The organism is Microbacterium sp. OVT16B (genome assembly GCF_019969705.1).
GTDB classification, from domain to species: domain Bacteria; phylum Actinomycetota; class Actinomycetes; order Actinomycetales; family Microbacteriaceae; genus Microbacterium; species Microbacterium natoriense.
On record NZ_JAHXZA010000001.1, the window covers coordinates 290004 to 302268 of the forward strand.

Below are 12265 nucleotides of genomic sequence, written 5' to 3' on the forward strand. Positions count from 1 at the left end.
GCCGCCGCCCCGCTCGGGGTGGCGGCCTTCGTGTGTCGGGGCCCCGCGCCGGTCGGGATGCCGCGCCGCGCGGCTTAGGCTGGAGGGGTGACTTCCCGCGCCGCGCAGCCCCCGACACTGTCGGCGTACCGTCTCGGCGGAGTCGGGCTGCTCCTCGCCGCGGGCGTCATCGCGGTGACCATCGCCCTCATGTACGGCGGGGGCGCTGAGCCTCTGCTCATCCGTGACCCGGGGCCGTTCGTGCGGTGGGCGCTCCCGTTGGTCAAGCTCGTCATGAACGTCGCAGCGGCGGCGATGCTCGGCTCCCTCGTCCTCGCACTCTTCGCGCTGCGCAGCGGTGAGAAGTCCTTCGACACGGCGCTGAACATCTCCTCGATCGGCGCCGCCGTCTTCACGGTCACGGCGGGTATTACCGGCTTCCTCTCATTCATGAACGCCTTCGCGCCGAAGCTCAGCGCAGATGCGCAGTTCGGGGCGCAGCTCGGGAAGTTCCTCCTCGAGACCTCCCTCGGCCAGTCCTGGCTGATCACGACGATCGTCGGTTCCGTCATCACGGTGCTCGCCTTCGCATGGCGGTCGTGGACGGCCACTCTGATCACGGCGCTGCTGGCTGCGGCATCCTTCCTCCCGCTCGCGACCCAGGGGCACTCCGGCGATCTCGCCGGCCACAACATGGCGGTGAACTCGATCCTGCTGCACACCGTCGGCGCGGCGGTGTGGCTGGGCGGTCTGCTGCTGGTCATCCTGCTCCGCGGCCGGGGCGATGTTCCCGTCGCCGATCTGGTGCGGCGCTACTCGACCCTCGCGATCGCGGCGTTCGCGGTCGTGGCCGTCTCGGGCATCACCCGGTCGATCGTCGCGCTCGGCGACTGGAGCGCGCTGTGGACGCCGTACGGCGGCATCCTGCTCGCCAAGGCCGTGCTCCTGTGCGCCATGGGCCTGCTCGGCGCCTGGTACCGGGTGCGGCTGATCCCCAAGCTCGAGGGTCCGCGCGCCGCCGGCTGGTTCTGGATGCTCGTGATGTGCGAGATCGCGCTGATGGGGCTCGCCTCAGGAGCGGCGGCCGCACTGGCGCGCACGCCCCCGCCGGTGGGAGACGAGGCGCCCTTCGTGCGCACGCCCGCGCAGAACCTGACCGGCTCCGAGCTTCCGCCCGAGTTCACCATCGACCGCTGGTTCACGCAGTGGGACATCGACATCCTGTGGCTGGTGGCCGCCGGGTTCGGGCTCTTCTTCTACCTCGCGGGCGTGCGTCGTCTGCGCCTGCGCGGCGACCGCTGGCCGATCCACCGGACGGTGTTCTGGGTGCTGGGTCTGCTGATGCTGGTCTGGGTCACCGGCGGGCCGATCAACGCGTATCAGGAGTACCTGTTCAGCGTGCACATGCTCGGACACATGATGCTGTCCATGGCGATCCCCCTGCTGCTCGTCGCCGGTGCTCCGGTCACGCTGGCGCTGCGCGCGATCCACAAGCGCGACGACGGCACCCGCGGCGGTCGGGAGTGGATCATGTGGGCCGTGCACTCGCCGTTCGCCCGCGTCGTGACCCACCCGTTCGTCGCGGCGGCGATCTTCATCCTGTCGCTGTGGGCGTTCTACTTCACCGATCTGGTGCGCTGGTCGATGTACGAGCACCTGGGCCACGAGTGGATGACGATCCACTTCCTGATCTCGGGCTACCTCTTCGTGATGAGCCTGATCGGCGCCGATCCGGTGCCGTACCGCCTGCCGTACCCCGGTCGCCTGATCACCCTGATCGCCGTCATGGCGATGCACGCGTTCTTCGGCATCGCCATGATGATGCAGGAAGGCCTGATCGTCGCCGACTGGTTCGGTTCGATGGGCCGCGCCTGGGGTCCGGACCCGATGCAGGATCAGTACATCGGCGGCGGCATCGCCTGGTCGATCGGCGAGATCCCCACGCTGATCCTCGCGATCACGGTCGCGATCCAGTGGAGCCGCAGCGACACCAAGCTGCAGAAACGGCGCGATCGGCACGCGGACCGCACGGGGGATGCCGAACTCGAGGAGTACAACGCCAAGCTCGCCGCCCTCGCCGACCGGGACCGGCGTCAGGCCGAGCGCGAGGCCCGCTAGACCCTGTGCTTTCAGGCTCGTCGGCGTGCCGGCATCGCCTGTTCGGGAGGAGAACTCGCGTTCGGGAGGAGGTTTGGGCTGAGATCCTCAGCCCGAACGGGATATCTCCTCCCGAACGGCTGGGTCGCGCTTGGGCACCCGGGCTCGAGAACCCCGAGTACGAGAACCCCAGCGCGAGAACCCCGAGCGCGAGAACCCGAGCTCGAGCGCCCGGACGCGAATCGCGGAAGTGCCGAGCGGATGCGCGGACTCGGAGGTCACTCCTCCGGGGGCGGGATCACTCCTGCGGAACCTCGCCGGGGGAGCCGACGCGGATCGACGCCGACCCGTCGGGGAGGATCGTGATGGTCCCGTTGACCTGGAACGGGACGTCTTCGGAGACCTCCTCCACGCTCCCGTCGAACAGCGACTTGATGCCGACGTCGACGTGGGCGACGGCATCCGTCGGCGGGATCTGCCACTGTCCTCCGTCGGGCACGACGGTGATCTTCGGCTGCGTCGCGATCGACCACACCGGCAGGGAGGAGAGGCGGTTGCGCACCTCGAGCCCGAACGGGCATGCGGTCGGCTGCAGCACCTGCTGGGTGGTGCACTCGGTGAGGAACTCCTCGACGCGCTGCTGCACGACGCCGATGAACTCGTCGGTAGGCGTCGTCTGCACGGAGACGGGGGTCGTGGCCAGCGGGGAGTCGGCGAGCACGCCCACGCCCTTCGAGGTGGAGATGGCCGTGTCGACCGTGATCGAGTAGAGCCCCGGAGTGAAGACGAGCATCGGCAGCGGATCCAGGGGTTGGGCTTCCGCCCCCGCGGCGGAGATCTGCCGACGGTCGACCTCGAACCCGTTGACCGCGTACTGGTCGGCGCCGCTCAGCGTGAGGTCGACGACGGCCAGGGGACTCGTCGCGAACCGCCAGTTCGGGGTGACTCCGGCCCACCCGTCCTGCGTCACGAGGAAGGTCGTCTTGCCCTCGTGCCCACCAGCCCGGTACGACACCGTGACGGCGGTGCCGTCGTCATCCGCCGGCTTCTCCGACACGACCTCGACATCGGTGAGGGCGGCGAGGGCGGCGGGCCGGAGCATCGCCTCCGAGGGCGTGCCGGTGATGCCGGACTTCTCCAGCGTCGCGCGATCGAGGGCGACCCCGGGGACGTGCAGAGCATCGGCCGCCCGACCGCTGGAGAGGAGATCGAGATAGCGCACGACGAAAGCGGACGGACCGTAGTACGACGTGTAGAGCACGGATGCTCCCGCCCCGATGGCGGCGAGCAGCATCGCGCCGACCAGGGCCAGCAGCGCCAGGTCGACGCCGAGACGGGATCGCCGAGGCGTCGTCGTCTCCACCTGATCCATGCCGTCAGTCTAGAAGCGCGTCCTGAGACGACGCCGAGCGTGACGCCGTGAGGCGCGCGCGGGCACGTAGCATGGTGAGCGCCAGCATCCGTTCTTCTGCCGTGAGTGAGCCGTGTCCCTACCCGCCCTGTCCGAGGAGCAGCAAGAGCTGTTCCAGCTCATCGAGGACACCGGCGAGCACGTGTTCATCACCGGTCGCGCCGGCACCGGAAAGTCCACGCTGCTGCAGTACTTCGCATGGAACACGAAGAAGCAGATCGCGATCTGCGCGCCCACCGGAGTCGCGGCGCTGAACGTCGAGGGACAGACGATCCACTCGCTGTTCCGGTTGCCGATCGGTCTGATCGGCGACTCCGACATCGACCAGAACGACAACACGCGCCGCATCCTCAATGCCATCGAGACGCTCGTGATCGACGAGATTTCGATGGTCAACGCCGACCTGATGGATGCCATCGACCGATCCCTGCGTCAGGCGCGCGGACGCCGAGGCGAGCCGTTCGGCGGCGTGCAGGTCGTCATGTTCGGCGACCCGTACCAGCTCGCCCCCGTGCCCCCGCGCGGCGACGAGGCCCGCTACGTGCAGGATCACTACCGCTCGTTCTGGTTCTTCGACGCCAAGGTCTGGGCCGGCGGATCCGGCGGCATCGGGTCGTCCGACCAGCAGGGGCTCTTCGAGGTCGACACCCGCGCCGAGCTGCACGTGCGGGAGCTGGTGCAGATCCACCGCCAGTCCGACGACGGCTTCAAGGCGATGCTGAACGCCGTGCGCTACGGACGGGTGACCGCCGAGATCGCCGGAGTGCTCAACGCCCAGGGGGCGCGCACGCCCCCCGACCCGGAGCCGGGGGAGGTGCCGATGATCACCCTCGCCACGCGCAACGACATCGTGAACAGCATCAACAGCCGGCACCTCGCCGCGCTGCCCGGCAAGGAGCAGACGGCCCGCGCCGAGGTCAGCGGAGACTTCGGCCGCGGCGAGGCGGCGCTCCCCGCGGAGTCGGAACTGAAGCTCAAGGTCGGCGCTCAGGTCATGTTCCTGCGCAACGACACCGCCATGTCGGGAGAGCCGCCGCGGTGGGTGAACGGCACGATCGGCACCGTCATCCGCATCCTCGGTGAGAAGGTGCGCGTCGAGATCGACGGCGAGGAGGTCGACGTCGAACCCGCCGTCTGGGAACGGTTCCGGTACTCGTACGAGCCGACGACCAAGAAGCTCACGCGCGACGTCGTGGCCGAGTTCACGCAGTTCCCGCTCCGGCTCGCGTGGGCGGTCACGATCCACAAGTCGCAGGGCAAGACCTACGACCGGGCGATCATCGACCTCGGCTCCGGGGCGTTCGCGCCGGGTCAGACCTACGTCGCGCTGAGCCGGCTCACGTCCCTCGAGGGGCTGTATCTGTCGCGGGACCTGCGTCCGCGCGACATCAGGGTCGATGAGGATGTGCGGCGCTTCATGCGCGAGGCGTGGGAGGCGCGGTCGACGCCGGAGCTGCCGAGAGCCTGAGCGCACCGCCCCGGTCGCTGAGCGAGTGAGCGAGTCGAAACGGTGCGTCAGGCGGCGGCGCGCGCCCTGTCGAGGTCTTCGAAGAGCTCGGTGTTGAAGCGGTAGGCGAGCAGCACCTCGTCGATCACGCGCTCGCGCTCGGCCTCGTCCCACGGGGCGGAGTCGAGCTGCTCGCGGTAGACGTCCTTGAACGCCGACGGGTCTGCGATGTCGTCGAACAGGTAGAAGCCGATGCCGTTGGTCTCGAACCCGAAACGGCGGGCCATCACGCGGCCGATGAAGATGCCGCCCGACAGGTCGCCGAGGTAGCGCGTGTAGTGGTGGGCGACGAAGCCGCCGGCCCACGTCGCACCGACCTGGCGGATGCGGTCGACGTAGCGCTGCGTCGTCGGCAGCGGCGTGATCCGCTCGCGCCAGTCGGCGCCGATCAGGAACTCCAGGTCGGCCTCGAGGGCGGGCAGGCGCGTGAGCTTGTCGCTGAGGAAGACGGAGGCGATGGGGTCCTGACGCATCCGCTCACCCGCGCTCTCCAGAGCCTCGTAGATGAAGTAGTGCTGCGCGACGAGGGAGATGTAGTCCTCGCGCGACCCTTCGCCCTTCAGCAGGTCGGACATGAAGCCCGCGCCCTCGCTCTGGGAGTGCGACCCGGACGAGCGCTCGCGGAGCGCGGCGGAGAAGGAGAGGATCTCGGACATGCGTCCAGTGTAAGGGTTGCCTTACTCGTCCGCCACGTCGACGGCGAACGCGGCCTCAGGCGTGAGGGCGAACGCCGCCTCAGGCGTGCGGGCGGGGCTCGACGTCGAGCCGCTCGCAGGCGAGATCGTAGAGCGCCACGACCTCGCGGCGGACCGCGGGCCGCTCGGTGATCGGTCCACCAGGCCAGGGGACGCGGAGCTCGGATGCCGCGCCGTCGCGCGTGACCGACCACAGGCCGCCGTCGCCGTCGAACCCGGTCATGACGGCATCCGTGATCTCGTCCTGGCCTTCGGGTGCGAAGGCTCGGGCGATGAGCAGGTTGTCGTCCACGTGGTCGCCGTTCATGTGGCGGAGAACGGCGGAGACGATGTCGGCGTCGAAGGCGAAGGTCACGAATCCACCCTAAACGCCCGTACAGTGCGGGTTCTCAGCATCCGCGTTCTAGACTCGGGGAACACGTCTTCCGGGGGTCTTTTCCACATGCAGCTTCTCTCGTCGCGCCGGGTGCGCGCAGCCGTCGCGAGCGTCGTGGTGCTCGGGCTCTTCCTGACCGGATGCTCTGCGGACAAGACGTTCACGTACACGCCTCCTGAGCAGGTCGACGGCAGCCTCCCCGACGACACGGTCGCGGCGATGCAGGATGCCGTGTCGAACGCGCTCACGGCCTCCGGCGCCTCCGGGGCCGTCGTGGGCGTCTGGGTGCCCTGGAGCGGCACCTGGGTGACCGGCCTCGGCACGCAGGAACCCGGAGCGGGCGCGGAGATCAGCACCGACATGTCCTTCCGCGTCGGTGACGTGACGCGACTCATGACGTGCGACGTGCTCTACGCGCTCGCCGACGACGATGTGCTCAAGCTCGATGCGCCGGTGACGGACTACGTCTCCGGCGTCGCGGGCCTCCAGGACATCACCCTCCTCGATCTCTGCAACGGCACGAGCGGACTCGGCTCCTCCGAGCCGACGGTGAAGTCCGCCTGGCTCAACACCCCGGGTCGCGAGTGGGCTCCGCTCGAGCTCGCCTCGTACGGGCTCGGCCAGGCGCGTACCCCCGCGCACACCGCATACCGCGACTCGGATGCCGGCTATCTTCTTCTCGGCCTCGCGCTCGAGCGCGCATCGAGCCTCAGCGCGTCGGAGCTGATCGCCAAGTACGTCACCACCCCGCTCGGCCTGAGCGGCACGTCCCTTCCCGCCGCGCCCGCGGCCGCACCGTCGACGGGGCCGGTCATGAACGGTCACTACCTGTCTGCGGTCGAGGGTGGTTACAACTGTGCGGCTCCCGTCGACATCACGAAGCTGTCGTCCAGCGCCGGGTTCACCGACTCGGGCGTCGTGTCGACCATCGAGGACCTCGGGCGCTACGTGCAGGCCGAGGCGGCGCAGAAGCTGCGGACCAAGAAGAAGCCCGAGCGCTTCAGCGCGCCGCTGCCCGCCTACGACGGCGCCCCGTCGTGGCTGCAGGCGACGGGCGGCGGCAACCTCGTGGGCTCCATGATCGGCCAGCAGGGATGGGCTCCCGGCTATGCCACCGCCGCGTACTCCGACCCGGCGACGGGCTTCACCGTCGCGGTCGTGCTGAACGACTCGACGGCGAGCGGAACCTTCGCCTCGTACCTGGCGTGGGAGCTCGCAGCGATCGCCTCCAAGGCTCCGGCGGCGTCGGGCCAGACGGCCCCCGAGTTCGGTCTGCCGTTCACGGCTGAGCAGTACCATCAGGCGATCACGGATGCCGCGCTCGTCTGCGTCGAGCAGCCGGCCGCCTAGCACCGGAGCGGGGCCGCGATGACGATCATCGACAACGCGATCTACGTCGACGGGGTGCGCTCCGAGAACCCGAAGAGCCTCAGCGAGACGTTCGAGCGGATGCGGGAACGCGGCGGCATGGGCTGGATCGGCCTGTACCGGCCCAGCGAGGAGGAGATCCGCGCCGTCGCCGACGAGTTCGGCATCCACGCCCTGGTGGTCGAGGACGCCCTCGCCGGGCATCAGCGCTCGAAGCTGGAGCGGTACGGCGACATCCTCTTCATGGTGCTGCGCCCCGCGCGCTACCTCGACGATGTCGAGGAGGTGGAGTTCGGCGAGGTGCACGTCATCCTCGGTCCCGATTTCGTCGTCACGATCCGGCACGCCGAGTCGCCGGACCTCGGGCGGGTGCGCCGCCGGCTCGAAGGCGACCCCGCTCTGCTGAAGCACGGACCCGAGGCGGTGCTCTACGCGATCCTCGACGAGGTGGTCGACGAGTACGCCCCCGTGCTCGCCGGACTCGAGAACGACATCGACGAGATCGAGAGCCAGCTGTTCGTCGAGGACTCCGACGCGACCCAGCGCATCTACGAGCTGAGCCGAGAGGTCATCGACTTCCAGCGTGCGACGCAGCCGCTGGCGGGGATGCTGGAGGGGCTGCTGCGCGGCTCCGAGAAGTACGCGGTCGATGAGGAGCTGCAGACCTATCTGCGCGATGTGCTCGACCATGCTCTGCGGATCGCCGACAGGGCCACCACCTTCCGCACGCTGCTCGACAACGCGCTCACCGTGGAGTCGACGATCGTGGCCCGTCGTCAGAACGCGGAGATGCAGCGGATGACGGAGCTGAGCATCCGCCAGAACGACGAGGTCAAGAAGATCTCGGGCTGGGCGGCGATCCTGTTCGCGCCCACGCTCGTCGCCGGGGTCTACGGCATGAACTTCCACAACATGCCGGAGTTGAGCTGGGTGTTCGGCTACCCGATGGCGATCGGGTTGATGATCGCGATGGGCTGCGGACTGTACTTCGTGTTCAAGAAGAAGGGGTGGCTGTAGGCCCTCCGACGCACGCTCGGCGTGTTCAGCCTATTCACAGGATCGCCGCGCGGCATCCTCTCCCTTCGGTATGCGACCCGATATTCTCGGTGACGCTATGGAGGGTGCGTCGGCCGGAGTGCGCGGGCGGTCGAAGTGCTCACCGCATTCCAATCTCAAGAAAAGAGCACTCTCATGACCGGGACAGCACGCAAGGCGCTCGCTGAAGCGATCGCCACATTCCTCTTCGTCCTCAGCATCATCGGCGCGGTGAACAGCGGCAGCCCGCTGACGCCGCTCGCGATCGGCCTCGCCCTCGCGGTCCTCGTCTTCTCGACGGGCCACATCTCGGGCGCGCACCTGAACCCGGCCGTGTCGGTCGGCGTCTTCCTGCGCGGCGGACTCAGCGCCGGCGACCTCGTCGCGTACATCGTGGCGCAGTTCGTCGGTGGCGCTGCCGCCGCCCTCGTCAGCTTCGCCGTGTGGCCGGCCGCCGAGAAGGCCGTCGAGATCGAGGTCGGCCCCGCCTTCCTCGTCGAGGCGCTCTTCACCCTCGCCCTCGTGTGGGTCGTCCTGAACGTCGCGACGTCGAAGGACACCGACGGAAACTCCTTCTACGGTCTCGCGATCGGTGGCACCGTCTTCGTCGGCGCCGTCGCGGTCGGCGGCATCTCGGGCGGCGGCTTCAACCCCGCCGTCGCGCTCGGCCTGTCGATCAGCGGCCAGTTCGCATGGAGCAACCTGTGGCTCTACATCGTGGCCCCGATCGTCGGCGCCGCGATCGCTGCGGTCCTGTTCCGCGTGCTCAACAGCGACGACGCCAAGAAGATCGGCGCCTGACCTCAGCTGCACCCGAATGCCGCGCCCTCCCGGGCGCGGCATTCCTGCGTTCGGGGTGCGCGTGGGGTGGGTGCGGGGTGCTGGGCGCGTGGCGCTGGACATCCGTTCGGGAGGAGTTCGCACGTTCGGGAGGAAGTTTCGGCGGCATCCGTCCTCCCGAACGTGAGATCTCCTCCCGAACGTGCGTCGGGGTCGTCCTGGAGCGTGACGCGTTCGCAGGCGCGCGGCGCGGGGCTTGGGTTCGGGGCGGGTGCGGGTGGCGCTGGGCGCGTGGCGCTGGGCATCCGTTCGGGAGGAGTTCGCGCGTTCGGGAGGAGCTTTCGGCGGCATCCGTCCTCCCGAACGTGAGATCTCCTCCCGAACGTGCGTCGGGGTCGTCCTGGAGCGTGACGCGTTCGCAGGCGCGCGGCGCGGGGCTTGGGTTCCGGGCGGGGTGCTGGGTGCTGGGCGCGTGGCGCTGGGCATCCGTTCGGGAGGAGTTCGCGCGTTCGGGAGGAGCTTTCGGCGGCATCCGTCCTCCCGAACGTGAGTTCTCCTCCCGAACGTGCGTGGGTGGCCCGAATCGCCGGTCGCCCGGGAGGCCGTGTCGCGGAGTCCTCCTCGAGGGGGATGCCGGAGGCGGCGGGTGGGCTCTAGCCTGAGGCCATGCTGATCGTCGAGGAGCTCCACCTGCTGCTACTGCGCCCGGACGGGCGGGTCGAGAATGCGGTGAGCGTGCACCGCCTGTACGGGGAGATCGCCGCGGTCATCGTGGATCTCGCCCTGCACGGACGCGTCAGGATCGCCGAAGGCAAGAACCCGGTGCTGGAGATCGTGTCCGCCGAGCCCACGGGCAACCCGGTGCTGGACGTCGCTCTCGCGAAGCTCGTTCCGCTGCACGGCAAGAAGGTGCAGTCGCTCGTGATGCGCTCCGGCCTCGATCCGCTCGAGTCCGTCGTCGAGTCGCTGGTCGTGCAGGGCGTGCTCGTGCGCGGTGAGCGCGGCTTCTTCGGCTGGGGCTCGGAGCGCACGCCCGAGTCCGATCCGGGGCCGGAGCGACTGCTCCGCTCGCGCTTGGCGGCGGTCCTGGCAGGTCACGTCCCGCCGACTGCCGCCGACCAGGCCCTGCTCTCGATCCTGCAGGGGCTGGGGGCGGCGCATGCGCTCCTGCGCGAAGAGGCCGCCGGAATGTCGGCCGGTGAGCTGAAGAAGAGGATCGGGGCGCTCGCGGAGGATTCGGCCGCCGGAGACGCCGTCGCGAAAGCGGTGAGCACCGCGGTGAGTGCCGCGCTCATGGCGGCGATGACGCCGGTCATCGTGGCGGCGACCATCACCTGAGGTTCGGTTCAGCCGCCCTGGCGCGTGTACGTCCCGCGCATGAGCGGGGCGGGCTCGGCATCCGGTGGCGCAGCCGTGTCGAGCTCGATCGCAAGACGTTCGCCGTCTCGGCGCAGCCGCATGATCGTGCGCCCGCGCGCGGATCGTCGGTCGAGCACGAGCTCGTCGCCCTCCCACGCGGCCGTGCCCGGGGTCTCCGGCACGAAACCGTAGGAGTCGAACCACCAGAAGCCGGCGGCGCAGACCACGCCGTGGGCGATGAGGTGACCGGCATCCTGCATCTCCACGTAATCGAGGAGGATGCCGTCGGGTCCCGGCTCGACCGTCAGCGCGCCTCGTGCCGAACCGGCTGCGGTCCAGGCGGTGGCGAAGAGCTCTTCGTCGCCCGACCAATCGCCGAGCAGGGACGCGTATCGCTGGTCAGGGGCCATGTGAAGAGCGTACTGACCTGATGGGCGTCGACGTGATGTGGAGGCTGTGTCGCTTAACCTCGTGACCTGGGGTTCCTTGCGTCCACCGGTGAGCATTTGTACACGGGATTGTTCGTGTTTGTACACGGGCCACGGTGACGACACTCCGTCCTGAGTATTGAGTTGCCCGGTTCCCGAGTGCTGAGCAGCTTTGAGAGAGGCTTCTTCGCCTCCCCGTCATCCGCGATCACGAGGAAATCGTGCCGGCCGTTCTGCCGCCAACTGGGTCGGTACTCTGAACCCATGGCGGTAGACGACGAGCTTCCTGACAAGGTGCGCAAGCTGATGGTGGTCGAGTACGGCGCGGGCGGCGAGTTGTCTCCATCGCACAAGAGCGAGGGCGGGTTTAGCCCGCTCGTGCACGGTGCCAATGGCGTTGACGAGCAGGCCGTGCTCTTCGACTACGACGGCAAGGAAAGCAACACCGCGGGACAGATTCTCGTCGCGCTCGGGATCGTCGTAGTGACGGCAGCGACGACCGTCGTGGTGGATCGCGTGGTCGTCCCGCGCGTCAAGAAGTGGTGGTCGAACTGGCGCAACAAGACGGTAGTCGAGGAGCCGTCAGACGGCGCACCAAGCATCGAACTAGACGCGCAGACCGCCCCGGGTTCCGGCCTAGCCGATCAGGTTGGCACCGAGGTAGAGGCCTCCACCGAGGTGACCAGCGAGCAGTGGTTCCAACTCCTCTTCGATGCCATCGCGCATGGCGCAGCGGGCAGCAGGCACAATCAGATCAGCGCCGAGCGATGGGCGGAGCTGGCGACCGCTCACGTCGTCGATGACCCTGAGATTCAATCGCTTGCGAACGCGATGCGCGAACTCTCCCCGGAGGAGATCAGCGAACGGATCGATCGCGCGCTGGAGGCGCACCCGGAGCTTGCGAGCGAGGATCCGGAGTCAATCATCTCCACGCTGCTCGGCAATGCTCGCGATCCGCAGCCCATTCCGATCCCTCTCACCTCTGACGACATTCCGTGCACCCTCGCAGTAGAAGACCGTGCGCCCGAGGAAGACGATTCGGACGAGTTTGGAATTCCGCGGAGCTAGGATCGTCGCGTCCGCGATTGAACCGCGAGAACGATGACGGTGCGCTTGGTCATCTATCCCGACAGCAGCGCCTTCTTCTCGGATTGGAGGATGACGGGACAGAGACCGTGCTTCGTCGCATCTCCGGTCCCGGACGTCTCCGAGCAGCCTCGCTATCTTGAG

11 protein-coding genes are annotated in these 12265 nt (G+C 68.6%); 7 read left to right on the top strand and 4 right to left on the bottom strand.

Annotated elements, in window-relative coordinates:
- Positions 1-189: 189 nt before the first annotated feature.
- Positions 190-2097, top strand: a complete 1908-nt coding sequence (locus LC438_RS01410) for a cytochrome c oxidase assembly protein (protein WP_223587439.1) — start codon at positions 190-192, stop codon at positions 2095-2097.
- Positions 2098-2374: 277 nt separating this feature from the next.
- Here the strand turns inward: LC438_RS01410 and LC438_RS01415 are convergent, their stop codons facing one another.
- Entirely contained in the window at positions 2375-3448 is a 1074-nt protein-coding gene (locus tag LC438_RS01415; protein ID WP_223585596.1) for a hypothetical protein, read from the bottom strand.
- A 112-nt stretch (positions 3449-3560) separates the two neighbouring features.
- Here LC438_RS01415 and LC438_RS01420 point away from each other — a divergent pair, with 112 nt between their 5' ends.
- Positions 3561-4955 carry an ATP-dependent RecD-like DNA helicase gene (locus tag LC438_RS01420; protein ID WP_105677497.1) on the top strand — a complete coding sequence of 465 codons (1395 nt, stop codon included), beginning with the start codon at positions 3561-3563 and terminating at the stop codon, positions 4953-4955.
- Between the two features lie 47 nt (positions 4956-5002).
- Here LC438_RS01420 and LC438_RS01425 read toward each other — a convergent pair whose 3' ends face one another.
- Both LC438_RS01425 and LC438_RS01430 read right to left on the bottom strand, forming a co-directional pair.
- Positions 5003-5650 (bottom strand): heme oxygenase (biliverdin-producing), encoded by a 648-nt coding sequence (locus LC438_RS01425; RefSeq protein ID WP_223585597.1) that lies wholly within the window; start codon positions 5648-5650, stop codon positions 5003-5005.
- Between the two features lie 79 nt (positions 5651-5729).
- Complete coding sequence (locus LC438_RS01430; protein WP_223585598.1) at positions 5730-6044, bottom strand: DUF2470 domain-containing protein; 315 nt, start codon at positions 6042-6044, stop codon at positions 5730-5732.
- Positions 6045-6131: 87 nt separating this feature from the next.
- Between LC438_RS01430 and LC438_RS01435 the strand changes: the two genes are divergently transcribed.
- From LC438_RS01435 to LC438_RS01450, 4 genes are all read left to right on the top strand, one after another.
- Positions 6132-7415: a serine hydrolase gene (locus tag LC438_RS01435; RefSeq protein WP_223585599.1), complete on the top strand. Its 1284-nt coding sequence runs from the start codon at positions 6132-6134 to the stop codon at positions 7413-7415.
- An 18-nt stretch (positions 7416-7433) separates the two neighbouring features.
- Complete coding sequence (gene corA, locus LC438_RS01440) at positions 7434-8450, top strand: magnesium/cobalt transporter CorA (protein ID WP_223585600.1); 1017 nt, start codon at positions 7434-7436, stop codon at positions 8448-8450.
- A gap of 174 nt (positions 8451-8624) precedes the next feature.
- On the top strand, positions 8625-9269 hold the full coding sequence (locus LC438_RS01445) for an MIP/aquaporin family protein (protein ID WP_105677039.1): 645 nt from the start codon (positions 8625-8627) through the stop codon (positions 9267-9269).
- A gap of 645 nt (positions 9270-9914) precedes the next feature.
- On the top strand, positions 9915-10586 hold the full coding sequence (locus tag LC438_RS01450; protein ID WP_105677041.1) for a GPP34 family phosphoprotein: 672 nt from the start codon (positions 9915-9917) through the stop codon (positions 10584-10586).
- 8 nt (positions 10587-10594) lie between these two features.
- Here LC438_RS01450 and LC438_RS01455 read toward each other — a convergent pair whose 3' ends face one another.
- Positions 10595-11017: a hypothetical protein gene (locus LC438_RS01455; RefSeq protein ID WP_223585601.1), complete on the bottom strand. Its 423-nt coding sequence runs from the start codon at positions 11015-11017 to the stop codon at positions 10595-10597.
- Positions 11018-11299: 282 nt separating this feature from the next.
- Between LC438_RS01455 and LC438_RS01460 the strand changes: the two genes are divergently transcribed.
- Positions 11300-12103: a hypothetical protein gene (locus tag LC438_RS01460; RefSeq protein ID WP_223585602.1), complete on the top strand. Its 804-nt coding sequence runs from the start codon at positions 11300-11302 to the stop codon at positions 12101-12103.
- The last annotated feature ends 162 nt before the right edge of the window (positions 12104-12265 follow it).

Coding starts and splice junctions, on each gene's coding strand:
- LC438_RS01410 (WP_223587439.1), top strand. CDS start 190: ATGTACGGCGGGGGCGCTGAGCCTCTGCTCATCCGTGACCCGGGGCCG.
- LC438_RS01415 (WP_223585596.1), bottom strand. CDS start 3,448: ATGGATCAGGTGGAGACGACGACGCCTCGGCGATCCCGTCTCGGCGTC.
- LC438_RS01425 (WP_223585597.1), bottom strand. CDS start 5,650: ATGTCCGAGATCCTCTCCTTCTCCGCCGCGCTCCGCGAGCGCTCGTCC.
- LC438_RS01435 (WP_223585599.1), top strand. CDS start 6,132: ATGCAGCTTCTCTCGTCGCGCCGGGTGCGCGCAGCCGTCGCGAGCGTC.
- corA (WP_223585600.1), top strand. CDS start 7,434: ATGACGATCATCGACAACGCGATCTACGTCGACGGGGTGCGCTCCGAG.
- LC438_RS01445 (WP_105677039.1), top strand. CDS start 8,625: ATGACCGGGACAGCACGCAAGGCGCTCGCTGAAGCGATCGCCACATTC.
- LC438_RS01450 (WP_105677041.1), top strand. CDS start 9,915: ATGCTGATCGTCGAGGAGCTCCACCTGCTGCTACTGCGCCCGGACGGG.
- LC438_RS01455 (WP_223585601.1), bottom strand. CDS start 11,017: ATGGCCCCTGACCAGCGATACGCGTCCCTGCTCGGCGATTGGTCGGGC.
- LC438_RS01460 (WP_223585602.1), top strand. CDS start 11,300: ATGGCGGTAGACGACGAGCTTCCTGACAAGGTGCGCAAGCTGATGGTG.